This window comes from Hydrogenophaga sp., from assembly GCF_025699295.1.
Lineage (GTDB): Bacteria > Pseudomonadota > Gammaproteobacteria > Burkholderiales > Burkholderiaceae_C > Hydrogenophaga.
The window spans coordinates 33569-59531 of sequence record NZ_JAILWB010000021.1; the positions used below are offsets into that span (position 1 = coordinate 33569).

At 68.5% G+C, this 25963-nt stretch carries 21 protein-coding genes; 9 read left to right on the forward strand and 12 right to left on the reverse strand.

The genetic code is table 11. The annotated features are described in order from the left end of the window. The first annotated feature begins 89 nt into the window (after window positions 1-89). Window positions 90-1304 (forward strand): multidrug effflux MFS transporter, encoded by a 1215-nt coding sequence (locus tag K5880_RS19535; protein ID WP_297656324.1) that lies wholly within the window; start codon window positions 90-92, stop codon window positions 1302-1304. After that, complete coding sequence (locus K5880_RS19540; RefSeq protein WP_297656327.1) at window positions 1304-2683, forward strand: MFS transporter; 1380 nt, start codon at window positions 1304-1306, stop codon at window positions 2681-2683. Before K5880_RS19535 ends, K5880_RS19540 begins: the two co-directional genes overlap by 1 nt. Before the next feature lie 40 nt (window positions 2684-2723). On the opposite strand, the gene K5880_RS19545 is transcribed toward K5880_RS19540, so the two are convergent. Beyond that, window positions 2724-4415, reverse strand: a complete 1692-nt coding sequence (locus K5880_RS19545) for a methyl-accepting chemotaxis protein (RefSeq protein WP_297656330.1) — start codon at window positions 4413-4415, stop codon at window positions 2724-2726. Window positions 4416-4578: 163 nt separating this feature from the next. After that, complete coding sequence (locus K5880_RS19550) at window positions 4579-5628, reverse strand: DUF72 domain-containing protein (protein WP_297656333.1); 1050 nt, start codon at window positions 5626-5628, stop codon at window positions 4579-4581. Window positions 5629-5737: 109 nt separating this feature from the next. Here K5880_RS19550 and K5880_RS19555 point away from each other — a divergent pair, with 109 nt between their 5' ends. The 4 genes from K5880_RS19555 (at window position 5738) to K5880_RS19570 (ending at window position 11125) form a co-directional block, all read left to right on the forward strand. Next, the gene (locus tag K5880_RS19555; RefSeq protein ID WP_297656336.1) at window positions 5738-8140 is read left to right on the forward strand and encodes a Tex family protein; all 2403 of its coding nucleotides are present in this window, start codon (window positions 5738-5740) and stop codon (window positions 8138-8140) included. Between the two features lie 88 nt (window positions 8141-8228). Further along, window positions 8229-9056, forward strand: coding sequence for an HDOD domain-containing protein (locus K5880_RS19560; protein ID WP_297656338.1), 828 nt, complete (start codon window positions 8229-8231; stop codon window positions 9054-9056). A 108-nt stretch (window positions 9057-9164) separates the two neighbouring features. After that, window positions 9165-9998, forward strand: coding sequence for an HDOD domain-containing protein (locus tag K5880_RS19565; RefSeq protein ID WP_297656341.1), 834 nt, complete (start codon window positions 9165-9167; stop codon window positions 9996-9998). A gap of 32 nt (window positions 9999-10030) precedes the next feature. Next, entirely contained in the window at window positions 10031-11125 is a 1095-nt protein-coding gene (locus tag K5880_RS19570; RefSeq protein WP_297656343.1) for a patatin-like phospholipase family protein, read from the forward strand. On the opposite strand, the gene K5880_RS19575 is transcribed toward K5880_RS19570, so the two are convergent. After that, the gene (locus K5880_RS19575; RefSeq protein ID WP_297656346.1) at window positions 11122-11862 is read right to left on the reverse strand and encodes a lysozyme inhibitor LprI family protein; all 741 of its coding nucleotides are present in this window, start codon (window positions 11860-11862) and stop codon (window positions 11122-11124) included. The two genes, K5880_RS19570 and K5880_RS19575, sit on opposite strands and share 4 nt — an antisense overlap. A gap of 66 nt (window positions 11863-11928) precedes the next feature. Here K5880_RS19575 and K5880_RS19580 point away from each other — a divergent pair, with 66 nt between their 5' ends. Then, complete coding sequence (locus K5880_RS19580; RefSeq protein WP_297656349.1) at window positions 11929-12882, forward strand: rhodanese-related sulfurtransferase; 954 nt, start codon at window positions 11929-11931, stop codon at window positions 12880-12882. Between the two features lie 15 nt (window positions 12883-12897). On the opposite strand, the gene K5880_RS19585 is transcribed toward K5880_RS19580, so the two are convergent. From K5880_RS19585 to K5880_RS19615, 7 genes are all read right to left on the reverse strand, one after another. Beyond that, window positions 12898-15144, reverse strand: coding sequence for a winged helix-turn-helix domain-containing protein (locus K5880_RS19585; protein ID WP_297656352.1), 2247 nt, complete (start codon window positions 15142-15144; stop codon window positions 12898-12900). A 345-nt stretch (window positions 15145-15489) separates the two neighbouring features. Further along, a complete protein-coding gene (locus K5880_RS19590; protein WP_297656355.1) occupies window positions 15490-16551 on the reverse strand; it encodes a hypothetical protein in 1062 nt (353 codons plus the stop codon). Then, window positions 16548-17210 (reverse strand): glycoside hydrolase family 19 protein, encoded by a 663-nt coding sequence (locus tag K5880_RS19595; RefSeq protein WP_297656359.1) that lies wholly within the window; start codon window positions 17208-17210, stop codon window positions 16548-16550. The genes K5880_RS19590 and K5880_RS19595 overlap by 4 nt, the downstream gene beginning before the upstream one ends. Window positions 17211-17222: 12 nt before the next feature. Continuing rightward, on the reverse strand, window positions 17223-18719 hold the full coding sequence (locus K5880_RS19600) for a hypothetical protein (protein ID WP_297656362.1): 1497 nt from the start codon (window positions 18717-18719) through the stop codon (window positions 17223-17225). A gap of 56 nt (window positions 18720-18775) precedes the next feature. Next, window positions 18776-20284, reverse strand: coding sequence for a hypothetical protein (locus K5880_RS19605; protein ID WP_297656365.1), 1509 nt, complete (start codon window positions 20282-20284; stop codon window positions 18776-18778). A gap of 54 nt (window positions 20285-20338) precedes the next feature. After that, window positions 20339-20584, reverse strand: a complete 246-nt coding sequence (locus K5880_RS19610; protein ID WP_297656368.1) for a LuxR C-terminal-related transcriptional regulator — start codon at window positions 20582-20584, stop codon at window positions 20339-20341. A gap of 387 nt (window positions 20585-20971) precedes the next feature. Then, window positions 20972-22108 (reverse strand): iron-containing alcohol dehydrogenase, encoded by a 1137-nt coding sequence (locus tag K5880_RS19615; protein WP_297656370.1) that lies wholly within the window; start codon window positions 22106-22108, stop codon window positions 20972-20974. Window positions 22109-22232: 124 nt separating this feature from the next. Between K5880_RS19615 and K5880_RS19620 the strand changes: the two genes are divergently transcribed. After that, window positions 22233-23216 carry an alpha/beta hydrolase gene (locus tag K5880_RS19620; protein WP_297656373.1) on the forward strand — a complete coding sequence of 328 codons (984 nt, stop codon included), beginning with the start codon at window positions 22233-22235 and terminating at the stop codon, window positions 23214-23216. A 1-nt stretch (window position 23217) separates the two neighbouring features. Continuing rightward, window positions 23218-24081 (forward strand): YbgC/FadM family acyl-CoA thioesterase, encoded by an 864-nt coding sequence (locus K5880_RS19625; protein ID WP_297656376.1) that lies wholly within the window; start codon window positions 23218-23220, stop codon window positions 24079-24081. A gap of 13 nt (window positions 24082-24094) precedes the next feature. Here the strand turns inward: K5880_RS19625 and K5880_RS19630 are convergent, their stop codons facing one another. Further along, window positions 24095-24946 (reverse strand): NRDE family protein, encoded by an 852-nt coding sequence (locus K5880_RS19630; RefSeq protein WP_297656379.1) that lies wholly within the window; start codon window positions 24944-24946, stop codon window positions 24095-24097. Between the two features lie 14 nt (window positions 24947-24960). Further along, window positions 24961-25893: a folate-binding protein gene (locus K5880_RS19635; protein WP_297656382.1), complete on the reverse strand. Its 933-nt coding sequence runs from the start codon at window positions 25891-25893 to the stop codon at window positions 24961-24963. Window positions 25894-25963: the final 70 nt, after the last annotated feature.

Here is a 25963-nt window from a genome sequence, read left to right on the forward strand (position 1 = left end):
GCGAAATTGTGACGCACGCGGGCACGCCCCGCCTCCAGGGCATCGACCCCGCGCCAGCGCTGCCATTGCCGTCTGGAGACAATCGCCGCATGTTCTTCACCCCTTACTTCAAACTGGCCCTGATCCTGGGCCTGCTCTCGGCCATCGGCCCCTTCGCCATCGACATGTACCTTCCCGCGCTGCCGGCCATCGGCAGCACGCTGGGGGCCAGCGTGGGTGCCGTGCAATGGACGCTCACCGCCTTCTTCCTGTCGCTGGGGGCCGGTCAGTTGCTGTACGGCCCCATCTCGGACATGGTCGGACGCAAGCCGCCGCTGTACTTCGGTCTGGGCCTGTTTGCCGTGGCCAGCGTGGGCTGCGCGATGACCAGCGACGTACAGACCCTGGTGGTGCTGCGCTTTCTGCAGGGCCTGGGCGCGGCCGCCGGCATGGCGATTCCGCGTGCCGTGGTGCGCGACCTGCACACGGGTACGGAGGCCGCTCGCATCATGTCGCTGCTGATGCTGGTGTTCAGCGTTTCTCCCATCCTGGCACCGCTGGTGGGCAGCGGCGTGATCGCACTGACCGGCTGGCGCGGTGTGTTCTGGGCCGTGACACTGGCTTCCGTGGCCGGCCTGGCGCTGGTGCATGGTGCGCTGAACGAAACCCGCCCGCCAGCCCAGCGTCTGGAAAGCAGCCTGGGCAGCGCCTTGCGCTCTTACGGCGTGCTGCTGCGCGATGGGCACTTTCTGGGCCTGGTGGGCATTGCCAGCACGGCGCTGGCGGGCTTCTTCGTGTACCTGGCGGGCTCTCCGTTCGTGATGATCGACCACTACGGCCTGAGCCCCACGCAATACAGCCTGGCGTTTTCGGTCAACGCGGCCGCGTTTTTTGGCGCGGCGCAGTGCACGGCATGGCTCGGCCGCCGCTTTGGTCTGGTGAATGTGGTCAAGGGTGCGGCCAGTGCCTCGGGCGTGGTGATGTGCCTGCTGCTGGCGTACTACCTGGCGGGCGGTGACCAGCTGTGGGTGCTGATCGCTCTGTATTTCGTGGCCAGCGGATTCATGGGCCTGGTGATCCCCACCACCTCGGTGCTGGCCCTGGAAAAACACGGCGCCATCGCCGGCACCGCTTCCGCGCTCATGGGCACGCTGCAGATGCTGGGCGGCGCGGCCGCCATGGGCATCGTGAGCCTGTTCGCCAACGGCAAGCCCCTGCCCATGGTGGTGGGCATGGCCTGCGGCGCGCTCACCGGCGTGGCGCTGACCTGGATCACATTGGGTGGCGCCGAGAGGGCACCCCTGCCCACCAGGGTGCAGGGCTGATGCCGCACCCCGACGGCCTGCCGTCGCCCCAGCGCGGGCGGGCCGTTTGGGTGATCGTGCTGGGCATCACCATGGCGGTGATGGACGGCAGCATCGTCAACATGGCCCTGCCGGGCATTGCGCGTGAACTGGACGCGCCCGCCTCGCAGGCCATCTGGGTCGTCAACGCCTACCAGATCGCTTCGCTCGTCATGCTGCTGCCGCTGGCCGCACTGGGTGACCGGCTGGGCTACCGGCGCGTCTATCTCGTGGGCATGGCGCTGTTCGTGCTGTCGTCCATCGCGGCCATGCTGGCCACCTCGCTGCCCATGCTCACGGCAGCGCGCGCGCTGCAGGGCCTGGGCGCCGCCGGCATCATGAGCGTGAACACCGCGCTGGTGCGCCTGATCTACCCGAGCGACCGCCTGGGGCGCGGGATCGCCGTCAACTCCATGGTGGTGGCCACCTCGACCATGGCCGGGCCGGCAGTGGCCGCGGCCATCCTGTCGGTGGCGTCCTGGCCCTGGCTGTTCGCGCTGAACGTGCCGCTGGGCCTGCTCACGCTGGCGATGGGGCGCAAGGCCCTGCCCACCAACCCGCCGCGCACCGCCGCCGCACCGCAGTTCTCGCTGCTGGACGTGCTGCTCAACGTGCTCATGTTCACCCTGGTCTTTGTCGGTGCGGACTACCTCGGCGTGCGCAGCGGCGCCGGCCACGGCGCCCCGGTGCTGGGCTGGGCCCTGCTCGCCGCCGGGGTGGCGGTGGGCGTGGTCTACCTCCGCCGGCAATGGCACCTGGCGGCGCCGCTGTTCCCGCTGGACCTTCTGCGCATCCCCGTCTTCGCGCTGTCCATGGGTTCGTCGCTGGGGGCCTTCTGTGCGCAGATGCTGGCCTTCGTGAGCCTGCCGTTCCTGCTGCTGGAGGTGCAGGGGCGCTCGCACATGGAAGCCGGCCTGATCATGACCGCCTGGCCCATGGCCACCGTGCTGGTAGCACCCATCGCGGGCCGCCTGATCGGGCGCTACCCGGCGGGCTGGCTGGGCGGCATCGGCATGGTGGTGTTCGCCACCGGCCTGCTGCTGGTGGGCCTGCGGCCCGAGCAGGTCACAGCCTTCGAGATGGGCTGGCGCCTGGCGCTGTGCGGCGCCGGCTTCGCGCTGTTCCAGTCACCCAACAACCACACCATCGTGACCACGGCACCCGTGCACCGCAGCGGCGCGGCCAGCGGCATGCTGGGCACGGCCAGGCTCACCGGCCAGACGCTGGGCGCGGTGATGCTGGCGGCAATCTACGCGGTGTGGAACCAGCACGACGGGCGCGGCGAGACGGTGGCGCTGTGCCTGGCCGCCGGCTGCGCCTTGCTGGCGGGGGTGAGCAGTTCGCTGCGCGTGCGGCATTGAGCCGCGGGCGGTGCCCACTCTATGGCTTGCGCGACTCCGGTCACCGACCGGTGCCATCCGCCCGGTTGTCCAGCTGGAACACCGCCACCGTCTCGACCAGATCGGTGGCTTGCGTGCGCAGGCTGCTGGCGGCTGCGGCCATCTCTTCAACCAGAGCGGCATTCTGCTGCGTGGCCTGATCCATTTGCGTCACGGCCTCACCGACCTGGGCCACGCCATCGCTTTGCTCTTTGCTCGCCGCACTGATCTCGGCCATGATGTCCGTGACCCGACGCACGCTGTCAACCACCTCGCTCATGGTGCTGCCGGCTTTGTCCACCAGCACGGTGCCGCTGGAGACGCGCTCCACACTTTCGGTGATGAGGTCCTTGATCTCCTTGGCAGCGCCGGCACTGCGCTGCGCGAGGTTGCGCACTTCGGCCGCCACCACGGCGAAACCGCGGCCTTGCTCGCCGGCGCGCGCCGCCTCCACCGCGGCGTTGAGCGCCAGGATGTTGGTCTGGAAGGCAATGCCGTCGATCACGGAGATGATGTCGGCAATCTTCTTGGAACTGGTCTCGATGCCTTTCATCGTGTCCACCACTTGCGAGACCACTTCGCCGCCCTGCATGGCCACCGTGGACGCGGTTTGAGCAAGCTGGTTGGCCTGTTGGGCGTTGTCGGCGTTCTGCCTGACGGTCGAGGACAGCTCCTCCATGGAGGCTGCGGTTTCCTCCAGTGCGCTCGCCTGGCTTTCGGTGCGCGAGCTCAAGTCCTGGTTGCCTTGGGCAATCTCGGCGCTGGCCGTGGACACGGATTCCGATCCCAGACGGACGCGGGTCACCACGGACGACAAGCTCGCCTGCATGGTGCTCAAGGAACGCAGCAACTGAGCCACTTCGTCGCGGCCTTGGGCCTGGATCGCGCTGGAGAGATCGCCGTTGGAGACCCGATCGGCAAACGCCACGGCCGCGCGCATGGTGTTGATGATGCCGGTGAAAACCGCGTAGAGCACCACGAAAAACACACCCAGCATGAGGGTCGCCACCACCACGAACACGGTTTGCCACGTTCGGGCATTCGCTTCGGCCGCTGCGATGGCGCCGCTGGTGCGGGCATCGAGCAGTTTGAAGAACTCGTTGACCGGCGCCATGATCCTGGCCTTGTTGCCGTGATAGCCGGCGTTGTGCATCAGGTCACGGGCCCTCTCCAGGTCCGGCGCGCCCTGAACCAGGGTGCCAGAACCATCGGGAGTGAGGCCTTTGACGAGATTCATGGCCAGCACCTCGGTCTGCACCAGCTCGCCGGAGTTCTTGTTCGCTTCGGCCAGCTGGGCCATTTCCGCCTCGGTGAAGCCCTCGCGCCGCATCATGTCCAGCAAGTCGATTTTCTCGCCCCCCGCGCCAGGAGGCGTGATGCCGGCGGCCCGGAAGTCCCAGTAAATGCCCTCGTAGCCACCGGGGCGGGCTGCTTTTCCGGAGCGAATGTCCAGCACTTCGTTGTACTGCTTTTCCCACATGGCATCACCCGTCACCACGTAGGTTCTGGCCAGGCGCGTAAGGTCGTCCGAGCTCTGGCGAAGCTCGTCCGCCAGCAGGAATGAGGCGTAGCGCTTCTGGTGGGCCGTTGCAATGTCGGCGTTCGCCAGGTTGAGACGCCACTGTGTGAACGCAATGCCCGCGATCGTGACCACAAGCAGGCTCATCAGAAGAGCAAGCTTCTGACGCAGGGTGAAATTGTTGATGATGCCCATACCAGTTCTCCGATGAGATGCAATGAAAGTGTTCGGTGAACGAGGTGTTCGAACAGGTTCAGGCAGCCCGTCGGTTTCACTGTGCACGCGCATGGTTTCTCGACACGACCTTGAACAACTTGATGCCGTGCGTCGGCCAAGACGTCACGGCGCCAGATGGTCGCTACCTCCCGGCCAAACCTTCCGCCAGCGCCCGCACCGACAGCGGTGCACAACCCTCGGCCTTGTTGCTGATGGTCACGTACACGTTCTGTCCGGCGCCCGCGATGCCGGCGATGGTCTTCACCAGCAGGGCGCGCGTCTCGTTGTCCACGTCGTGGATGCGGTCGTAGGGGCTGTACTCGCGTTGCGCGTCCTCGTAGCCGTAGGCGCCGTGCAGCGGGTTGAGGTTCCAGCGGCAGACCATGGGGCCGGGCCAGAGCAATCGCAGCAGCGGCAGTTGGTCGGCCAGGCGCGGCATCCTGGCGTGCAGGCACAGGCACCAGGTGGCTCCGCACTCGCGCAGCACGGCCGCCAGCTCGGGCATGAAGACCGGGTCCAGCCATTCCGGGTCGCGCACTTCCACGGCCAGCACACCGTCGGGAGCCGTGTGCGCAAGTGGCGGCTGGGCCAGCAGCAGGGTGCGCAGGCGCTGCAGCACCAAGGGCAGGTTGTGGAGCAGGTGCCTCGGCAGGGGGCTCAACTGGAACACCAGCGCGCCGACCTTGTGGCCCAGGCCGGCGAGCGCGGGGGCGACGAAGTCCTGCGTGGCCAGCGCCGCGTCCAGGAACGCCGGGTTGGGCTGCAGGCCGCGGCCGTCCTCGCCGCGCACCAGGGCATCGGTGATGTGGCTGGGTGCCTTCACCACGAAACGGAAATCGTCCGGCACCTGGGCGGCGTAGCGCGCGTACTGGTCCTGCGTGAGTGGGCGGTAGAAGCTGCGGTCCACGCTCACGGTGCGCATCAGGGGGTGCTGGCCGTAGGCGCGCAGGCCTTCCCTGGACAGCAGCGCGTCGGGGTATTCGGCGTCCCACACCAGGCCGGCCCAGCCCGGGTAGGTCCACGACGAGGAGCCCAGGCGCAGGCGGGCGGGCAGGGCGGCGGCCAGTGCGACCAGGGCCTCGTCGCGCGGCGCGGGGTTCACGCGGGCCGGGCTTTTTCGCGCGGCAGGCGTCGGGGGCGGCGCGGGCGGTGCGGGAGGGGATGGCGGGTCGCCGAAGAGGTCGTCTTGCATGATGGAAAGCGGGGGCGATGCCTAGCACAAATGCCGCCCGGGACACGGGCATGGTAGCCCCTACGCCTGTGGCAAACTCGCGCGCTTCTTGTTTCGACATCGACGGTGCATGCAGCAGATCATCCGGCAGATCGCCACAGAAATCAGGGTTGAGGAACGGCAGGTGCTCGCGGCGGTCGAGCTGCTCGATGGCGGCGCCACGGTGCCCTTCATCGCGCGCTACCGCAAGGAGGCCACGGGCGGGCTGGACGACGTGCAGTTGCGCGAACTGGCCTACCGCCTGGACTACCTGCGCGAGCTGGAAGACCGCCGCGCGGCCGTGCTGAAAGCCATCGACGAGCAGGGCAAGCTCACCGACGCGCTGCGCGCCGCCATCGCTGCCGCGCCCACCAAGCAGGAACTGGAAGACCTGTACCTGCCGTACAAGCAGAAGCGCCGCACCAAGGGACAGATCGCGCGCGAGTTCGGCATCGAGCCACTGGCCGACAGGCTCTTTGCCGACCCGACGCTGGACCCGGCCACCGAGGCCGCTGCGTTCACGAAGCCGCCCGAGGTGCTGGACGACGGCAAGCCCGGCGCCGACTTCTCCACCGTGCCGGCCGTGCTCGACGGCGTGCGCGACATCCTGAGCGAGCGCTGGGCCGAAGACGCCGCGCTGCTGCAGAACCTGCGCGAATGGCTCTGGGCCGAAGGCCTGCTCAAGAGCACGCTGGTGGCGGGCAAGGACGAGAACGCCCCCGAGGTTGCCAAGTTCCGCGACTACTTCGACTACGACGAACCGATCTCGCGCGTGCCTTCGCACCGCGCGCTGGCGGTATTTCGTGGCCGCTCTCTGGAGATCCTGGATGCCAAACTGGTGCTGCCCGAGCCTGCGGACACGCCGGCTTCGGCAGGCTCAGCCCGAACGGTGGTGCCGTCGCTCGCCGAAGGCCGCATCGCCCTGCACCTGGGCTGGAGCCACCAGGGCCGCGCGGCCGACGACCTGCTGCGCAAATGCGTGGCCTGGACCTGGCGCGTGAAGCTCTCGCTCTCCAGCGAGCGCGACCTGTTCGCCCGCCTGCGCGAGAGCGCTGAAGGCGTGGCGATCAAGGTGTTCGCCGACAACCTGCGCGACCTGCTGCTGGCCGCGCCGGCTGGCCCCAAGGTGGTGATGGGCCTGGACCCGGGCATCCGCACCGGCGTGAAGGTGGCGGTGGTGGATGCGACCGGCAAGCTGGTGGACACCGCCACGGTCTACCCGCACGAACCCCGGCGCGACTGGGACGGTGCCCTGCACACCCTGGCGCAACTCGCGCGCAAGCACGGCGTGAACCTGATCGCCATCGGCAACGGCACGGCCAGCCGCGAAACCGACAAGCTCGCGGCCGACCTGATCAAGCTGCTGGACAAGGCCGGGCAGGGCGGGGTGCAGAAGGTGGTGGTGAGCGAGGCCGGCGCCTCGGTCTACTCCGCGAGCGAGTTCGCCAGCCAGGAAATGCCCGACGTGGACGTGAGCCTGCGCGGCGCGGCCAGCATCGCGCGCCGCCTGCAGGACCCGCTGGCCGAGCTGGTGAAGATCGATCCCAAGAGCATCGGCGTGGGCCAGTACCAGCACGACGTGAACCAGAGCGAACTCGCCCGCACGCTCGAAGCCGTGGTGGAGGACTGCGTGAACGGTGTGGGCGTGGATCTCAACACCGCCAGCGTGCCGCTGCTCTCCAGAGTGTCGGGGCTCTCGGGCAGCGTGGCCAAGGCCGTGGTGCGCTGGCGCGAAACCCACGGCGCGTTCAAGAGCCGCCAGCAGTTGATGGATGTGGCCGGCCTGGGCGCGAAGACCTTCGAGCAGAGCGCGGGCTTCCTGCGCATCCGCGGCGGTGACAACCCACTGGACATGACAGGCGTGCACCCGGAGACCTACCCGGTGGTCGAGCAGATCATCGCGAAGACCGGCCAGCCGGTGGCCGCGCTCATGGGCCGCGCCGACATGCTCAAGACGCTGCGCCCGGAGCTGTTTGCCAACGAAAAATTCGGCGTTATCACGGTCAGGGACATCCTGACCGAACTGGAAAAGCCCGGCCGCGACCCGCGCCCCGATTTCCAGGTGGCGCGTTTCAACGAGGGCGTGGACGACATCAGCGACCTGCGCGAGGGCATGGTCCTGGAAGGCACGGTGAGCAACGTCGCGCAGTTCGGCGCTTTCGTGGACCTGGGCGTGCACCAGGACGGTCTGGTGCACGTGAGCCAGCTGGCGCACAAGTTCGTCAACGACGCGCGCGAGATCGTCAAGACCGGTGACATCGTCAAGGTCAGGGTGATGGAAGTGGACGTGGCGCGCAAGCGCATCGGCCTGTCCATGAAGCTGAGCGAGGCGCCCGGGCGCGGCGCCGCAGGAACCGGCACGCGCGACAACCGTTTCGAGCCCGCGCGCGGCGCGGGATCGCGCACGGGTCGCCCGGGCGGGCAGGGCCCGGCTGCGCCTGCCGTGCCCTCGGCCATGGCGTCGGCCTTCGCGAAGCTGAAAAACGGGCGCTGACGGGGGGATGTAGAGGGCTCAAGTCGGGGGGGCAGGCGCCGATAAGAAGAGGAATCGGAAAAACCCCAGAACCGGACTTCACAGCCCCATGGAACTCGAAGCCCTCCTCAACTACCCCCGCGCACTGCCTGCCATGTCCCGCACGGTCTCCGACCTGCTGGCGGAGATGAACAAGGACGACCCCAGTCCCAAGCGCGTGGCCGAGCTGGTGGCGACCGACCCGGCACTCACCACGCGCGTGCTGCGCCTGTCGAATTCCGCCTTCTTCCGCGTCAGCCGCCAGATCGGCAGTGCCGAGGAGGCGGTGGCCCTGCTGGGCATGACGCACGTGCGATCGCTGGTGATGGCCGCCGCGCTCGGTTCGAGCTTCAAGAACGTGCCCGGCGTGGAGATGGTGCAGTTCTGGCGTTACAGCCTGCGTGTGGCCGACATCTCGCGTTCGCTGGCCACGCTGCTGCGCCAGAACGAGGGCAATGCCTTCACGGCCGGCCTGGTGCACGCGATCGGCGACCTGATCATGCACATCGCCATGCCCGACGTGATCGGCCCGATCGACATGGGCACGCCGCCGCTGGACCTGCGCCGCGCCGACGTGGAGCGCTCCGCGCTGGGCTACAGCTACGCCGAGGTGGGCGCCGGCATGGCCGAGAAATGGCAGTTCCCGCAGACCATCGTCTCGGCGCTGAGGAACCAGACCGCCCCCTTCGACGGCGACAACTACGACCCCCTGGGTGGCGTGCTGCACATCGCCTCCTGGCGCGCCCGCGCCGAGGAGATCCAGCTGGATGAAAGCGGCCTGGCCGCGACCTTCCCCGACATGGTGGGGCTCACCCTGGGCCTGGACCTCGACAGCGTGCTGGGCAAGGACCCGACCGAGTGGTCGTTCAGCCAGGCGCTGGGCGCCTTCATCGACTAGCCGCCGGCGGATTTGTGGGCAAAAAGTTCTCAAGTGTCGCGTGGCCCGGACGATGAATGACCTAGCACCTCCTCCCACGGAAACGCACCAACCGAAGGGCCCACCGCCATGCAGCTCGAGAAACTCCTGAAGCAGCCGAACGTGCTGCCATCCGCCCCCAAGGTGGTGCGCAAGCTGATCGAAACCTTCGAGCAGGAGGACGTCGATGCGATGCTGGCGGCGTCGCTGATCGAGGACGATCCGGTGCTCACCGCCAAGCTGCTGAAGACCGCCAATTCGGCCTTCTTCGGCCTGCACCGCTCGGTCTGCACGGCCCGCGACGCGATCAACGTGCTGGGCCTCATCAAGGTGCGCGCGCTGGTGATCGCGGCCTCGCTGGGCGAGGGCTTTCACACCGTGGGCGGCGTCAACCTCAACCAGTTCTGGCGCTACAGCCTCAACACCGCCAACCTCTCGCGCTACATCGCGCTGCCGATCAAGATGGACGAGAACACGGCGTTCACTGCCGGCCTGATCCACGGCATTGGTGAACTCGTGATGCACGTGGGCATGCCCGAGGCCATGATCGACCTGGACCGCAGCGTGCCCATGCTCGACCTCAAGCGCGCCAAGGCCGAGCGCGGCCTGTTCGGCTACAGCTACGCCGAGGTGGGCGCGGCGCTGGCGCGCGAGTGGCATTTCCCCAAGCGCATGGTCAATGCCATCGAGCACCAGACCGCGCCGTTCGACAACGACGTGTACGAGCCGATCGCGGGCGTGATCCACATCGGTTCCTGGCGCGCCCGTGCCGAGGAGCAGCAGATGCGCGCCGAGCTGCTGATCAACACCTACCCGGACCCGGTCGGCCTGGTGCTCGGCATCGATCCCGACACGGTGGTGGCCGAGGAAATCCCGTCCATATCGCGCCACACGGAAGTCACCGAGGCGTCGGAACCGCAGTGAGACCCCCGGGGCTGCGCCACAATCGCAGCCCTATGCAAGCGCTTCGCCTTTACGCTGGCCCCCGGGCCCGGCAACACATTGAACTGCATGGCCTGAACCCGCAGGACGTGGGCGTGATTCCGGCAGCGGCGGGTGGACCCAAAGGCCTGATCCTCGGCCCGATCGACCGCTTCCTGTTCGGCGAATGGCTGCCGCGGAGCACGCAGGCCGTGCACCTGGTGGGGGCTTCCATCGGCGCCTGGCGCATGGCCACGGCCTGCCTGGGCAACACGGTGGCGGCGTTCGAACGTCTCGAGCGCGACTACATCGCCCAGCACTACGAACTGCCACCCGGCCAGCGCCGGCCCACCGCGGACCAGATCAGCAGGCGGTTTGCCGACAACCTGAAGCTGTTCTACGGCGGGCGGGTGGACGAGGTGCTGTCCCACTCGCGTTATCACCTGCACATCGTCACCTCGCGCGGGCGCCTGCTGCTGCGGCGTGAGGGCGCGTTGCGCACACCGCTGGGCTATCTGAGCGCCTTTGCCGCCAACGCGGTGCACCGCAAGGCGCTGGGCGCATGGCTCGAGCGCGTGGTGTTCTCTTCGGTGCCACCGGGTTCGGGGGCAGTGAGTGCCTTGCCCTTTGCCACGCAGGACTACCGCACACGCCAGGTGCCGATGTTCGCCGACAACTTCATGGACGCGCTGCAGGCGAGTTGCTCAATCCCCTTCGTGCTGCGACCGGTGAAGGGCATCCAGGGAGCGCCACGTGGTACCTACTGGGATGGCGGGCTGACCGACTACCACCTGCATCTGAGCTACCGCCTGCCCGAGGCCTCGCCCATCGTGCTGTACCCGCACTTCCAGAAGGCGGTGGTGCCGGGCTGGCTCGACAAGGCCTGGACGGGGCGCCACCGCAGCAGCCCGGCGCTGGACTCCATGCTGGTGCTCGCGCCCGACCCGGCGTGGATCGCCACCCTGCCCAATGCCAAGCTGCCCGATCGGGGCGACTTCACGCGCTACGGCCAGGATCTGGCGGCGCGCATGCAGGTCTGGAGCGGGGCGACCAGCGCCGCGCAGCGGCTCGCCGACGAGTTCGCGCAGTGGCTGGAACGCCCCGACCTGTCGCGCATCGAGCCGCTCTAAGGCGGCGGCACGTCGACCACGTACAGGGTGCTGGGCCTGTCCAGCAGCCACTCGGTGAAGCCGACGCTGCAGACGATGTCCTCGTTCAGCGGCAGCGCCTTGCCCAGTTCGAACCGCATCAGCACAAAACCCTGGGCCTGTGCGCGCCGCACGCGCAGGAAATCGATGCCGTTGGCCTGGTCGCGGTGCTCGAAGCGGCCCGCGTAGCCTTCGCGCCGGCCGGGGTGGGTGCAGAAGAGCTGCACCCGGGGACCCCAGAGCGTCCAGTCGAGGTGGTCGCCTGGGTCCACGTGCAGCTCCAGTTGCAGGCGCCGCGGTGCGTTGGCGCGCAGGCGCAGGCCGCCGACCACCCAGGTGTCGTCGATCCGGGCGATGGCACGCTCCAGCACGGGCTGGAAAGCCGCGTCCGTGAGCGACAACGGCCGGATGTTGAGCGCGTGGAGCACCGCCACGCGCTGGCGGTACGCGGACCGCAGGCAGTCCGCATTCGCACAGCGGTTGCGCGTCGTGCGCAGCCAGCGCAACTGCTCCTGACGCAATCCGGGCGGTCGGGTCGGCTTTTTCAGCACGGCACGGTACAGGGCGTTGAGCGCCCTGTCGGCCTCGGCCAGATCGGGGTGCGCGCACACCAGGTGCTCGGCCACGGCACTGGCCTGGGCGCAGTCGAATCCGGCGGGCTGCGCCCAGGCGGCGGCGCAGCTCAGGCTCAGGAAGAGGGCGACAAGGCGGGATTTCATGGCGCGCAACATAGCATGGGAGAAGGGCATGACCGGCACACGGCGGGCGCGGGATAATCGGGGCCCATGCCAGCTTTCCTCACCGCCGCCCTCTACCAGTTCGTCGACCTGCCGGATTTCGCCGACCTGCGCGAACCGCTGCTGGCCTGCTGCGAGGCCCATCAGGTCAAGGGCACGCTGCTGCTGGCGCGAGAGGGCATCAACGGCACGATCGCGGGGCCCGAAGCCGGCGTGCTGGCGGTGCTGGCGCACCTGCGTTCGGACCCACGCCTGGCCGATCTGCCGCACAAGGCCTCCTGGAGCGATTACCCACCGTTCCACCGCATGAAGGTGCGGCTGAAGAAGGAGATCGTCACCCTGCGCGTGCCGGGGCTGGACCCGAACCGGACCGTGGGCCAGTACGTGAAGCCGCAGGACTGGAACGCGTTGCTGGCCGACCCGCAGGTGCTCCTGATCGATACCCGCAACGACTACGAGGTGGCGATCGGCACTTTCCGGGGCGCGGTCAACCCCGGCATCAGGACCTTCACCGAATTGCCGGCCTGGCTCGATGCCCAACCCGCGCTGCAGGGCGAAGGCCGCAAGCCCAGGGTGGCGATGTTCTGCACCGGCGGCATCCGATGCGAGAAGTCGACAGCGCTGCTGAAGATGCGTGGCTTCGACGAGGTCTACCACCTCGAAGGCGGCATCCTCAAGTACCTGGAGGAGATCCCGCCCGAGCAGAGCACCTGGCAGGGCGAGTGCTTCGTGTTCGACGAGCGCGTGAGCGTGGGGCATGGACTGGTGCAGGGGCCGCACGAGCTCTGTCGCTCATGCCGCTGGCCGCTCGGCGCCGAGGAGAAGGCCTCACCGCGCTACGTCAAGGGTGTGAGCTGCCCCCACTGCCACGACCAGCGAACCCCGCAGGAGAAGGAACGGCTGGCCGAACGGCAGCGGCAGGTGGAACTGGCCGAGCAGCGCGGGGAGGTCCATGTGGGCGCGCGCATCGGCGGCCACGACGAGGCGTGCCGCCCCGCCTGAGGGTTGCCACGCAGGTCATACCGGCATCGGCAGACAGGCCGTGTGCGCCGGGTGCGCTGGCGGCTCGGCCGCTTCCGAGACCATGGGCACCGCGTGATCGGTGCCCGTGCCCCATGCCAGAGCCGGCTCGCGCTGGCGCCTTTCGGCCTGCCACTGGAAAGCGCGCAGTGCCGCGGCGCGCACATGCCGCCCCGCCTGCGTGCGATCGCACCAGTGCCCGCACCCCGAGAGCTGCGATGGCGTCGGCCGGCGCCCGTTGACCAGGGCCAGCCAGACCAGGCCGAACAGCAGGACGTGCGCCAGCACCGCGTGGCGCGCGAGTTCGTGCGCCTGCTCGAAAAGGTGCAGCGCAGGCGCCGGTTCGCCGTCGAAACTGCAGAGCATGCCCTGCGTTGCCAGGGCGGTCGCCCGCAGCAGGGCATGCGGCCTGCGCTGCTGGCGGGACTGCAGGCGCGCCACCAGATGCTGGGCCGCCGTGCGGTTGCCACTGGTCAACGCCACCTGCACGACAAAGAGCCAGTTGTCCTCCGACCACCAGATGCCCAGATCGGCCAGCTCGTGCATCGCATGTTCGGCCAGGGGCAGGGCTTCATGGGGCCGGCCCGTGAGCATCAGGTGCCGCGCCCGCAGCCAGCGCCATGCCGCCACGCCCAGGGGCGCGTCCCTCAGCCGGGCATGCGCGAGCCGCACGAGGCACTGCTCCAGCCCGCCCTGGTCCTCGGTGCGGGCCATGAAGCTGCCCATTTGCAGCACGGCATGGATGTGCGCCAGCGTGGCGCCGCCCTGTTCGCTGGCAACGAGCGCGGCGTGCAGATGCTGGTGGCATTGGTCGAAGTCGCCCGCCGCGCAGCACTGCAGGCCGCAATAGATCTCGAGCCATGCCGCGGGGGCCTGGTAGCCCATGTGGCGCGCGCTGGCCAGCGCGCTGGCGAGAAGGGGGGCCGGCGCGGCGCCCTGCCTGTCCAGATGCGCCAGTTCGCAGCGCTGCCGCTGCGCGGCGCACACCATGTGGCTGACCGGGTTCTGCGCGATGAGCTGATCGGCTTCGCACAGCAGCGCACCGGCCTCTTCCTCCAGATGCAGGGACGCGAGGATGTGTGATGCCAGCAGCAGCGCCCTGGGGCGGAACGGCCCGATAGCGTGGCGCCGCACCACCGGCAGTGCCTGCAGCGCATGCTGGCGCGCCCGATCGGGCTGCAGGGCGTGCAGGTGGTACAGCGCCAGGCACAGTTCGGCCCAGCCGGCGTATTCGTCCTCTTCCGTCCGGCGGGCCCGTTCGGTCAGCGCGGCGGCCAGCGCGGGTGCCTGCGGGTCGGCGCGCTGTGCCTGGATCCAGAGGAACTCGGCAAGGGCCCGTGCCGGGCAGTGCGCGTGCGCCACGCTGGGTGCCAGCAGGGGCGCCAGTTGCTCCGTCAGGTGGAGGGACTCGGCCAGCGCGATCAGGTTCTCGAGCTCCTTCCAGAAGCTCGCGTCCGGGGTGGCCGGTGCGAGTTGCAGGGCGTGCAGGCGCGCGCGCATGGAGACGTCCTGCGCAGCCATCAGCGCCATCTCGGCGGGGGACCGCCCGGTCACGCTGTTGGCGCTTCGTGTGCCATCGAGGTGCATCTGCCACTCCAGCCGGTATTCCCCGCCCATCGGCACCAGCCTGCTGGAGACCACCCCCAGTTCCGTGCCGGGCGTTCTGAGTTGCAGGGACAGCGCCTCCACGGTGCGTTCCATGGGGGACGATTCGTACAGGTGGATGGATTCGCCTACGGAGACGATGCCGACGCCGTGCGACTGCAGCAATTGCGTGGCCACCGAGATCAGCCCGTAGCGAACCCAGGACAGGTCGGGCGGCGTCTGCTCGCACTCGGTGGGCAGCCAGAGGATGCGCGCGCGGGCGCACAAGGGCTCGCGGGCTTCGCCATGGCCCGCAGGGCAGGCGACCTGGCGCACGTCACCCACGAAGCGGTAGCCCACCCGGTGAATGGTCTTGATCGGGCCCGGTTCCTTGCCGCTGATGCCCATGGCCTTGCGCGCCTTCATGATGCTTTGCGCGATCACCGAATCCGACACGTATTTGTTGCCCCAGACGTGCTCGAGCAACTCGTCCTTGCTCGCGACCCGGCCTTCGAGCCTGAGCAGGTACAGGATCAGGTCGAAAGCCCGGCGCTCGACTTTCTGCACCACGCCATCCCTCAACAGCTCACGGGTGTCGCTGCGGATGACGCAGTTGTTGAAATGGAATTCCTCGCGCCGCCCCCTGATGTGTTCATTCATAACTTGGTCCTTCTGACTGGGTCGCTTCGATCGGGTTCGAAACGACAAGAGGGTGCACGGATGGGATCGGTGTCGTCGCCTTTTCCACTCACCGCCCCGCGCCTCCAGGGGCGGGGGATACAGCCGGGCGCGCTCTTCTGATTAACACCAAAGTGCAAGAACAAATGTTATTTTTGACAATTAATGATTTCGTTATATTGCATTTTTCTCGCACGCACCATCGGCTCCGGGCGGGAGGCGGTCCGCCGCCAGCCCCGGCCGCGCGTCGAGTGTCTGTCCTGATGGCGAAGGAAAAAAGCCCCCGGGGCCGGCCGGAGCGTGCCTGCGGAGCGGACCGCCGCCGCGTCAGGCAGGAGGTGTCGCGGCCTGCGCCTTGTTCTGGCGCATCTCGGGCATCCGGTGCGCCACGTAGGTGCCCGTGCTCAAGCCCAGCAGGTACAGCAGCTCGGGGCTGAACGTCGGCATCACGAGATCGTCGCTGACGTCGGCCAGGAACACGACGATCAGTGCCACCGTCCAGGCCAGCATCTGGAAGCGGTAGATTGAATAGCCCTCGCCGTCCGAGACGAGTTCGCGCACGAACCGTTTCGCGGCCCAGCCGGGTCGCACCGCGGGGCCGGTGGGCGGGGTGTCGCGGGGCTGGGCGCTCTTGATGTAGGCGTCGCCCACGGCGGTGCCGGCGCTGATGCCCAGCGTGGCCACCAGGGAGCCGTCGATGGTGTTGAAGTTGCCGGTCACCAGCCAGATCGCGAGAAACGAGCCGAAGATGACGAAAAACCAGAGCGCCAGCTGCACCTTGGCCAGACTGAAGCCGAGCGCGTCGGGCCCCTGCGTGGAAGGCGTCCTCTCCATGAGCAGATCGGTCTTCGTGGCCAGCGCGCAGAAGAAGACGGCGAACACCAGCAGCACGCACGTGGCCACGGTCATCCAGCGCGGGTTGACGACCGTCAGCAGCGCGGGGTGGTCCGGCCGGGAGAACACGGTGTCGAACGGGTCCTGCTGTTCCGGGCCGATGCTGAAGTCCACCGGGTGCTTCAGGGTCAGCGGGCTGAGTACCCGCATCCACGTGGCCTGGTTTTCAGGCGTGATGCGCAGGTGGAACTGCACCGTGGCGGCACGCAGGTTCACGGCCGCCGGGTACAGGCCCTGGAGCGGGAGCCCGTTGATGTACGGCACGAGGCGCCAGGGTGCGTGGCCGGGTGTCATGGCCCACTCGGACAACCCCGCCACCTGCACCAGCAGGACCCTGTCGGCCTCGAGCTCCCCCTGCAGTTGCACGACCCGCGGGCGCCCGGCGTCGGCCCCCTGCGGCGCGGCCGACTGGGCCTGCGCCGGCTGGCCGCAGAGACAGGCCAGCAGCCAGAGCAGGGCGGGAAGCACCTGCCCGAGGCGGGGGGCGGCCTTCATGACACCCCCGGCGCGCCCGTCGCACCCAGCAGGGTCCGGGCACGTCGCCACAAGGCCTCGCGGTGGTCCTGACCGATCAGGTCGCCATTGATGGCCACCGTCAACCGCTGGAAGGCCGCGGGCGTGGCCTCGTCGGCGTCGGCGTTGCCACGGATGCGCTGCCAGTACCAGCCAGCCGCGCGGGCGGCCGCAACGGGCTCGAACAGCCGATCGGGCTGGTTCACCAGATCGAGCCCCAGGGCATCGCCGGCCTCGGTGTACAGCGCGCGGCCGGTCAGCTGCACCAGCCCGCGGCCCCGGAAACGCCACCCGTCGCCGCTGGCCTGCGCGCCGTTGCCCAGGCGGCTGGCGTAGACCAGGTTGGCCAGTGCTTCGGGCTGGTGTTCGTACTGGCTGGCATCCTGCCGGCCTTCGGGGGCGTCCGGGGGCAGGTAGAAGTGGCGCGGCCAGACGGCTGTCAGGCGCGCGGCGCTGTAGTTGAGGTTTTCCACCAGCCGCGCCAGGCCGTCAGATTCGTGGACGATCTGCGCCAGGAACGCGGCCTGCCGCGCGGCCGTGTCGATCTGGAACTCGCTCATCGCCGCGGTGATCGGTTGCAGCCATGGCGCCACGGCGTCCACGGGCCGTTCGGTCAGCGCGGCAAGGTCGTTGGCGTTCATGCCGGTCACCGGTCAGTTCTGCGTGGTCGCGTCGCCACCGGCACTGGCGCCGGCCTCGGCCACGGCGCTGTCGTCGCCAGCGAGCGCAAGGTACTGGCCTGGGTAGTACTTGGTCAGCCACATCTGGGCCAGCTGGCTGCGCGTGATGGGCTTGAAGTAGTAGTTGATCGGCACGCCGATGCCGCCCGCACGCGCCCGGTCGACGTAGTTGTCGAACGCGGTCATCAGCGAGTCGATGTTGAGCATGCGCACTTTCTGGCCCTGGATTTCACCGAGTTTGCCGATCACGGCGTTCACGGTGGCTTTCTTGAGGTCCACCAGGTCCTGCCCGGTTCGCGCGGCCGTGGCCGCGGCCTGGGCCGACTGCAGCTCGCCGCTGTTGGCGTTGGCCAGGGCCGTGAGCGCCGCCATGGTCCCGCCTTCTCCTTCCTCGGCGGCAAAGGCGCGCACGGCGGTCTGCACGTCGACACCCTCGATGCCCAGGATCACGCCCGAGGTGAGCACCGTGACGTGCGAGGTGATGTCCTGGCGACTCAGAAGGGACTTGCTGGAGGACGCCGTGTCGTCGTCCTCGCCCAGTCCGCCGGCCGAGGACCGCCACCAGGAGTCCTGCTCGACCTGGGCCTGGAGCACGGATTCGTCGGCCTCCATGTCCTGGCTGGTCTCTGTCTTTTCCTTGCGCAGCACGTGCACCATGCCGACGAAGCTGGAGCCGTAAGTGGCGCCGGAGATGATGCTGAGCGATTTCTCGCTCGCGGAACCTTCCTCCCTGGCCACGCGCGCCATGAACGCGCGGTCCATCTTGATCTTGTCCTGGTCGCTCGGAAACAGCTGGTTCCACACGCGAATTGCCTTGTCCACGTCCAGCACCAGCGGGGCCAGCACCGTTGCCTGGCGGTGCGTGCAGTTGGCCGTGAGCACCAGCGTGCCCTCGACCTTGTGCCGCTGGCGCTGGTGGTTGATCTGCTTGACGGCGGAATCGGCCAGCTCGACCGATCCCTGCGTGCCGCCCAGTGCGCCCGATGCGCTGATGAACTGGCGAATGGTGCTGACCGTGTTCTCGGCGTTCTGCTTGTTCTCGTCGAAGGAAAAGTACTGGGCATCCATCGTGAGCGTGTCGGCCGCCAGAGGCAGGGCCTTGGGAACGGTGCGGTTGAAATCGATCGGGCTCTCCAGGCTGGCGTTGACCTGCTGCACCTTGGCGCGCAGGGGCTGCATCTTGAGTTCCTGCTCGATGCGTGTCGTGGCGTAGGCGGTGGCCGCCTTGTCCAGCTCGGTGTCGACATCGTGGATCCGGGCCACCAGGTCCTTGGGGTCGATGTTCATGTTGATCAGCTCGTCGGCCGTCATCTGCAGGCTGTGCTTGAGCGAGATGAACGAATTGAGCGTGTCCTGCGCCGCGTCGATGGGCGTCTGCACGGCCGCCATGGCCAGCAGGTTGTCCATGGCGGCCGGGTGCACGATGCTGCCGAGCACGAGCGAAGGCGAGTAGGGAATGGTGGAGGGCATGGGATGCTCCCGGAAGGTTCGGAGGAGGGTTCAGGGAATCTGCGGTGCCATGTGCTTCATTGCGAAGCCGCTGCATCGCCGCTGGCCTCGGGCTTGGGCGGAGCCACCCGCACGGTGTCGTCGCCCGAGATGCCCAGGAATTTGTTGGGGTAGTACTTGCCGACCCACATCTGCGCGAGCTGGCTGCGCGTGATCGGCTTGGTGTAGTAGTTGATCGGGACCCCGATCCTGACGTTCTCGTCCGTGCCCGTGGCGGCCTTCACGTAGTCCTCGAACGCGACCATCATCGACGCGATGTCCAGCATCTTGTTCTGGCCATCGTCCAGGGCCGCCAGACCCTGCATCACGCTGGTGATGGCGGCGGTCTTGAGCTGCACGAATTCGCCCTTGGCGCGCGCGGCGATCGCCGATTGCTGCACCGTCACGTTTTCCGACGCCGTGTAGTCCGAGAGCTTGAGCAGGTCGGTCATCATGGCGTTCGGGTCGAAGTTGGCGAACTGCTTGACGCCGATGGACACCTGGTTCGACTTCAGTGTCGGGATGTAGCCGGCGGTGATCAGGGTGACGTGCGAGGTGATGTCCTGCGTGCTCAGCAGGGCCTTGATGTCCTTGCCGACGTTCTTGTCGATGCCGAAACCGCCCTTGAGTCCGGCCTTGGCCACGCCCAGGGACAGCTTGAACTGCAGGTCCCTGGCCCGGGACTCGACGTCCTGGCTGCTCTGGGTGTCCTGTGTCTGCAGGACGTGCACCATGCCCACGAAGCTGGAGCCGAGCGTTGTGCCGGAGACGATGTGGAACGACTTCTCCGCGCCCGTGCCGACCTGCTCGGCAATCTGCTGCATGGCCACCGGGTCCAGGGCGATCTTGTCCTTGGCGTCCGGAAACATGCGGTTCCAGGCCCGCACCGCCTTGTCCACGTCGATGTAGAAGGGTGCGAGGACCTGCGCTTCCTTGTGCGTGCAGGACGCCGTGACCACCAGGGTGCCGGCGATCCTGTGCAGTTGCCGTTGCTTGTTCACCTGGCTGACCGCGGTCTTGGCCATCTCGAACGAGGCGCCGCTGCCCAGGATGGAGGTGGATGCACTGACGTACGACTTGATGTTGGAGAGCGTGTTGCTGTCGCTCTCGTCGTTCTCGTCGAACGAGAAGAACTGCGCGTCCATCTTGAGTGAATCGGCCGCCAGCGGCATGGACTTGATCTTTGTGCGGTTGTAGTCAACCGGGCTTTCAATGCTGGAGTTGACCACCCGTGTTCGGGCGCGCAGGGGCTGCATCTTGAGTTCCTGCTCCAGCCGCGTCGTGGCGTAGGCCGTGGCGGCGCGGTCCACGTCGGCATCGACGTCGTGCATCTTCTTCAGCAGGTCCCTCGGGTTGATGTCCATGTTGATGAGTTCCTGCGCCGTCATCTCCAGGCTGCGCTTCATCGCGATGAACGAGTTGAGGGTTTCCTGCGCCGCGTCGATGGGCGCCTGGGCCGCCGAGATGGCCAGCAGGTTGTCCATCGCGGCCGGGTCGACGATGGCGCCGAGCACCAGGGACGGCGAGTAGGGAATGGGCGTGGGCATGGTCGAACTCCTGTGGGTTCCTTGGGTGGGGCGCGCGGGACGCGTGAAGCGCTGTCACAGGGAAGCGCGGGAGGCGCCGCCGTTGCGCGTGGCCTGGCAATACGCCAGTTGCGCGCCGTTGTGCACGCCCAGCTTGCGGCGCAGGTTGTCGCGGTGGGTGTTCACCGTGTACGGGCTGATGTTGAGTTCGCGGGCGATCTGCTTGGACGTCAGGCCGCGGGCGATGAAGTCGAGAATCTCGGTTTCTCTCACGGTCAGTGCCGTGTCGCTGCAATGGAGGTGTGCGTGTGGGTCTGTCATGGGTTCTTTCCCTGTTGGAACGGCGTGCGCGCCGCATGCCCACCCGATCCGGGGTGAAGGTCGTTGGCGGACAGGTGGCTCGTTGCCCCGGGGCCTGGTCACGTCCGGGGTGGTGACCGTGGTATCGGGACGCGGTCAGTGTGCGGCGCGGGCGGGCGCGCGCCGTGATGGACGAATCAAGAAAATCTCATGAATCGATGACCTCGCGGAAGCCACCACGCTGTCGTCGACCCAGGGAGAAATGCGGCGTGGCGCGCGCGTCACCGCACCCCTCGTCGCTCATGCGACAGGATGCAAGCATCATGCGGGGCTGCGGCCATGGGCCGCGCCATCAGTGGGGTCGCGGGTGTCCCGCGCCACAGAGGCGCGCCGCGCGCTGGCCGGGCCTCACATGGACTCGATCAGCATCGCCCGGTAGTCGTCCGCGCTGGCGATGCGCGGGTTGGTCTTGTGGCAGTGGTCGGCCAGCGCGCCGGCGATCACGCGGTCGAACAGATCGGGCGTCACGCCCATGGCCGCCAGGCCCGTAGGCAGGCCCAGACGCGCGTTCATGTCCCGGATGGCCTCGGGCACGTCGCCGCCACTGGCCAGGCCCATGGCGTGCGCCATGCGCTGCAGGCGCTGCTCCTTCTGCATCGATTCGGCCTGCGCGTTGAAGCGGATCACGGCCGGCAGGAACACGGCGTTGAGCGTGCCGTGGTGCAGACGCGGGTTCACGCCGCCCAGACTGTGGCTGAGCGAATGCACGCAGCCCAGGCCCTTCTGGAACGCCATGGCACCCTGCATGGACGCGCTCATCATGTTCAGGCGCGCGTCGCGGTCCTGGCCGTTCTTCGTGGCGCGCTCGATGTGCGACCAGCCGCGCTGCAGCCCATCGAGGCCGATGCCGTCGGCCGGCGGGTTGAAGGCCGGCGCCATGAAGGTTTCCATGCAGTGGGCGACGGCATCCATGCCGGTGGCGGCGGTGAGCATGGGCGGCAGGCCCAGCGTGAGCTCGGGGTCGAGCAGGGCGGTCCGGGGCACCAGGTGCCAGCTGTGGAAGCCGAGCTTGCGCCCGTCGTCCACGATCACGATGGCGCCACGCGCCACCTCGCTGCCGGTGCCCGCGGTGGTGGGGATGGCAATCAGCGGCGGCACGCGCTCGGTGATCTTCGGCGATCCGCCCTCGATCGTTGCGTAGGTCTTGAGCGGGCCCTCGTGCGTGCAGGCGATGGCCACACCCTTGGCGCAGTCGATCGCGCTGCCGCCGCCGAGCGCGATGAGTCCATCGCAGTTCGCCTGGCGGTACACCTCGACGGCGGCGCGCACCGCCGCTTCCGTCGGGTTGGACGGCGTCTGGTCGAACACCGCGGGCGAGAGGCCGGGCAGGGCGGCCACCGCCTTGTCGAGCAGGCCCGCGGCTTTCACGCCCGCGTCGGTGACGATGAGCGGGCGGCCGATGCCCACGCGCTCGCACTCGACCTGCAACTGGGCCAGCGCGCCGAAGTCGATCAGGATGTTGGTGACGTAAAGAATCTGTGCCATGCGTGTCTCCGTGATGGTGGCGGGCTCGTGGGCCGCTGGTGGAAAACTATACGGGCCGCCCGTGCATGTGGCCATGGCACAGGCCCCTGCGACGGTCGCCCAAAAGACAGCCACAATCGAACCCATGGTCAACCCGAACGAGCCCCGCGCATTGCTCACACCCGCCATGCGGGGTGTGCTGGACCGCATTGCGCGCGCCGGACACCCACCCCTGCACGCACTGTCGCCCGAACAGGCAAAAGCCGCCTACGAAGCCGGCGCGGGCGTGCTCGAGATACCGCGCCAGCCACTGGACCGCGTGGAAGACCTGCGCATACCCGCGCGCGACGGGCACGTATTGCCCGCGCGCCTGTACGCGCCTGCCTCGCCGCAGCCGCTGCCGGTGCTGCTGTTCTTCCACGGTGGAGGCTTCACGGTGGGCAGCGTGAACAGCCACGAGGCGCTGTGCCGCCACCTGGCCCACCTGGCGGCGTGCGCCGTGGTCTCGGTGGACTACCGGCTCGCGCCCGAGGCGAAGTTTCCGACCGCCGTGCACGACGCCTGGGACAGCCTGGCCTGGTTGCGCGGGCAGGCCGATGCGCTCGGCCTGGATGGCGCGCGCATCGCCGTGGGTGGCGACAGCGCGGGTGGCACGCTCGCGGCCGTCACCGCCATCGCCGCGCGCGACGCCGGCTGGCCGCTGGCGCTGCAATGCCTGTTCTATCCCGGCTGCGCGGGACACCAGGACACGGCCTCGCACAAGACCTTCGCGCACGGTTTCCTGCTGGAGGAGCTCCACATCAGCTACTTCTTCGGCCACTACCTGCGCAGCGAGGCCGACCGCGACGACTGGCGCTTCGCACCGCTCGATGGCGTGGACGAACAGGGCCATGTGCGCGAACTCGACGACGTCGCGCCGGCCTGGATCGGCCTGGCCGAGTGCGACCCGCTGACCGACGAAGGCGTGATGTACGCGGACCGCCTGCGCCACGCCGGTGTGGCGGTGGACCTGGAGATCTACGCCGGCGTGGTCCACGGCTTCATCAACTTCGGTCGCGCCATTCCTGAGGCGATGACCGCCCACAACCACGCGGCGCGCGCGCTGCGCCAGGCATTTGGAGACGATTGAGATGGGTTTGAAACGGTCCGACTTCCGCTTTTTCCACCGCCTGCGCGTGCGCTGGGCCGAGGTGGACATGCAGAAAATCGTCTTCAACGCGCACTACCTGATGTACTTCGACACAGCCGTCACCGACTACTGGCGAGCGCTCGCCTTGCCGTATTTCGAGACCATGGAGCAGCTCGAAGGCGACCTGTACGTGGTCAGGGCCACGGTCGACTTCCACGCCTCGGCACGGGTGGACGAGCAGATCGACGTCGCCATGAAATGCAGCCGCGTGGGCAACTCCTCCCTCACGTTCACCGGTGCGATCTTCCGTGGCGATGAACACCTCATCAGCGGTGAGCTGATCTATGTGTTCGCCGATCCGGCCACGCAGAAGTCCCGCCCTGTGCCCGATGCGCTGCGGGAGGCGCTCACGGGCTACGAAGCCGGCGAGGCGATGACCCGCGTGCGTGTCGGGCCTTGGAGCGAACTTGGCGCCGACGCGCAGCGCCTGCGCACGGCGGTGTTCGTGGAGGAGCAGCGCATTCCCAAGGAACTGGAGTGGGACGAGGCCGATGCTGTGGCACTGCACGCGGTGGCCTACAACCGCCTAGGGCGGCCGGTGGCCACGGGTCGGCTGCTGCCGCACGAACCCGGCGTGGCGCGCATCGGCCGCATGGCGGTGGAGCGTTCCTTGCGCGGCGGGCGGCTGGGGCGCGATGTGCTGCACGCGCTCATGGACGCGGCCCGCGCGCGCGGCGACACCGAAGTGATGCTGCACGCCCAGAGCAGCGCCGAAGGCTTCTATGCCCGGCTCGGTTACGAGCGGCGCGGGGCGCCCTTTGAAGAGGCAGGCATCGGGCACCAGGAGATGGTCGCGAAGTTGTAAGGCCTGCGGGCCTTCACCAGACCAGGGTTTCGCGCCGGTGCCGGGCCGGGTCGAGGCCGGCCACGGGCTGCAAGGGGTCGTGGGTCCATTCGTCCACCTGCACGTCCCAGGCATGGGCGCTCGGCAGCGCGCGCACCACCAGGCTGCTGCGGGTGCCATAGGCGCGGTCGGCCATGCGCACGAACGGGCTGGAGAGCGCGCGCTCCATGGCGGATGGCACGCCCGTGCGCGGCAGATCACACGGGGCGGCCGGGGTGGCTTCGGTCAGCCGTGTGGCCAGCGGGTGCATCCATTCGCCGTCGTCCATTGATCGATTCGCCTGCAGCCGCGCCAGCGACTCGCCCAGCGCCTGCTTGAGTTGCACCGTCTTGGGCCAGGGCGTGTCCAGGCTGGCGTTGGACAGACCGTACAGCCCGGCGCCGAGTGCCTGGCGGTGCAGTGCGGGGGGGCCGGAGTCGTGCGGCGACTCGGGGTCGCGGTTGCTCAGCCAGCTCCAGCGGGCGCGGTGGAAGTCGCCCACCACGAGATTGAATCCACCATAGGCGCCGGGATCGATCGCCTCGGCCAGGTCGTCTTCGTCGCCGTCGCCCCGCAGCCAGCGGGTGACGAGTTCACCCCGGCTGCGTGCGCCGGGGCCGGCCTGGGTCTGGCGCACGTTGGTGAGCATGGCCACGCGGCCGGTCGGACTCAAGCCCAGCCAGGTGCCGCCATCGCGCAGGTCGCGCCCGGCGACGATCTCTGTGCCATCGGCCAGGGCCCACCGGTGCAGGGCCGCCGTGGGCCGGTCCAGGAACTCGTCGCGGTTGGCCGCGATGAGCAGCGGACACGCCGGGTCGGCGTGCAGGGCGAAGGCGATCAGGCACATCGGGCCGCCACAGCTCAGATGTCGTCGAGCAGCGGATAGGGCAGGGGCAGCAATTCCAGGGCCGGGCCATTGGCGCTGCCGGCGTGCAGGTGGCCTTGCGCCGCGGCGCTGGTCTGCATGGACACGATCGCGTCGAACCCACCGCCGGGGTGCGCCGCCGCCTGCACCACCGTGCCGCAGGGTTGTTCGGCGTCGCTCTCGTGAAACACCGCCTGGCCGACGGTGAGCCCGGCGTCGGTGTGCACCAGATAGGCCCGGCGCTTGAGCGTGCCGCGGAACTGGCTGCGCGCCACCACCTCCTGCCCGGGGTAGCAGCCCTTCTTGAAGTTCACGCCGCCCACCGATTCGTAGTTCAGCATCTGCGGCACGAAGGCATCGAACACGGGCTGGCTCAGCGTGGCCACGCCGCTGCGCACATCCATCCAGTGCCACAGCGCTTCCGGCAAGGCAGGGACGGTGGGCCCGGCCGTGTCCGCGGGCGCCACCCACAGGGCGCGTGCCACACCGTCGGCCGGATACAGGCGCACTACGCTGGCGGCCCCATCGCGCCACAGGCTCCAGGGCGTGGCGGGCAGGGGCGGGGGCACAGCATCGCCGGCCAGGCCGAACAGGGCGAAGGCGTCGCTGGCGTCGCTCAGTCTGGCTTTCGCTCTCAGCACGAACATGGACAGGCGTTTCAGGGTGCTGGCCAGCAAGTCCCGGCTGCACACGAGCAGGATCTCGTCAGGACTGCGTCTGAAGCCCACGAAGCTGGCCTGCATGCGCCCCTTGGCGGAACAGAAGGCGGCCAGGCGGGCCTGTGACGGCTCCAGCATGACAAAGTCCTGCGTCAACTGGCCCTGGAGGAACCCCGCCGCGTCCTCGCCTTCGATGCGGATCACCCCGAGGTGCGCCAGGCGCACGGCGCCGCTGGCCAGATGCTGGTTGGGGAAGTCGGAGGCGTTCATGTCGGGGCAATCTCGATGAAAGGCGGCCGGTGGCGCACCAGTGGGCAGGCAGGGTGCCAGCCGGGTTGAA

Excerpts from the sequence above, each read along its gene's own strand:
- K5880_RS19590 (WP_297656355.1), bottom strand. The coding sequence starts at position 16,551 with ATGAAGGCCGCCCCCCGCCTCGGGCAGGTGCTTCCCGCCCTGCTCTGG.
- K5880_RS19565 (WP_297656341.1), top strand. The coding sequence starts at position 9,165 with ATGCAGCTCGAGAAACTCCTGAAGCAGCCGAACGTGCTGCCATCCGCC.
- K5880_RS19555 (WP_297656336.1), top strand. The coding sequence starts at position 5,738 with ATGCAGCAGATCATCCGGCAGATCGCCACAGAAATCAGGGTTGAGGAA.
- K5880_RS19595 (WP_297656359.1), bottom strand. The coding sequence starts at position 17,210 with ATGAACGCCAACGACCTTGCCGCGCTGACCGAACGGCCCGTGGACGCC.
- K5880_RS19545 (WP_297656330.1), bottom strand. The coding sequence starts at position 4,415 with ATGGGCATCATCAACAATTTCACCCTGCGTCAGAAGCTTGCTCTTCTG.
- K5880_RS19585 (WP_297656352.1), bottom strand. The coding sequence starts at position 15,144 with ATGAATGAACACATCAGGGGGCGGCGCGAGGAATTCCATTTCAACAAC.
- K5880_RS19600 (WP_297656362.1), bottom strand. The coding sequence starts at position 18,719 with ATGCCCTCCACCATTCCCTACTCGCCTTCGCTCGTGCTCGGCAGCATC.
- K5880_RS19625 (WP_297656376.1), top strand. The coding sequence starts at position 23,218 with ATGGGTTTGAAACGGTCCGACTTCCGCTTTTTCCACCGCCTGCGCGTG.
- K5880_RS19630 (WP_297656379.1), bottom strand. The coding sequence starts at position 24,946 with ATGTGCCTGATCGCCTTCGCCCTGCACGCCGACCCGGCGTGTCCGCTG.
- K5880_RS19560 (WP_297656338.1), top strand. The coding sequence starts at position 8,229 with ATGGAACTCGAAGCCCTCCTCAACTACCCCCGCGCACTGCCTGCCATG.
- K5880_RS19605 (WP_297656365.1), bottom strand. The coding sequence starts at position 20,284 with ATGCCCACGCCCATTCCCTACTCGCCGTCCCTGGTGCTCGGCGCCATC.
- K5880_RS19620 (WP_297656373.1), top strand. The coding sequence starts at position 22,233 with ATGGTCAACCCGAACGAGCCCCGCGCATTGCTCACACCCGCCATGCGG.
- K5880_RS19580 (WP_297656349.1), top strand. The coding sequence starts at position 11,929 with ATGCCAGCTTTCCTCACCGCCGCCCTCTACCAGTTCGTCGACCTGCCG.
- K5880_RS19535 (WP_297656324.1), top strand. The coding sequence starts at position 90 with ATGTTCTTCACCCCTTACTTCAAACTGGCCCTGATCCTGGGCCTGCTC.
- K5880_RS19575 (WP_297656346.1), bottom strand. The coding sequence starts at position 11,862 with ATGAAATCCCGCCTTGTCGCCCTCTTCCTGAGCCTGAGCTGCGCCGCC.
- K5880_RS19550 (WP_297656333.1), bottom strand. The coding sequence starts at position 5,628 with ATGCAAGACGACCTCTTCGGCGACCCGCCATCCCCTCCCGCACCGCCC.
- K5880_RS19570 (WP_297656343.1), top strand. The coding sequence starts at position 10,031 with ATGCAAGCGCTTCGCCTTTACGCTGGCCCCCGGGCCCGGCAACACATT.
- K5880_RS19540 (WP_297656327.1), top strand. The coding sequence starts at position 1,304 with ATGCCGCACCCCGACGGCCTGCCGTCGCCCCAGCGCGGGCGGGCCGTT.
- K5880_RS19610 (WP_297656368.1), bottom strand. The coding sequence starts at position 20,584 with ATGACAGACCCACACGCACACCTCCATTGCAGCGACACGGCACTGACC.
- K5880_RS19615 (WP_297656370.1), bottom strand. The coding sequence starts at position 22,108 with ATGGCACAGATTCTTTACGTCACCAACATCCTGATCGACTTCGGCGCG.
- K5880_RS19635 (WP_297656382.1), bottom strand. The coding sequence starts at position 25,893 with ATGAACGCCTCCGACTTCCCCAACCAGCATCTGGCCAGCGGCGCCGTG.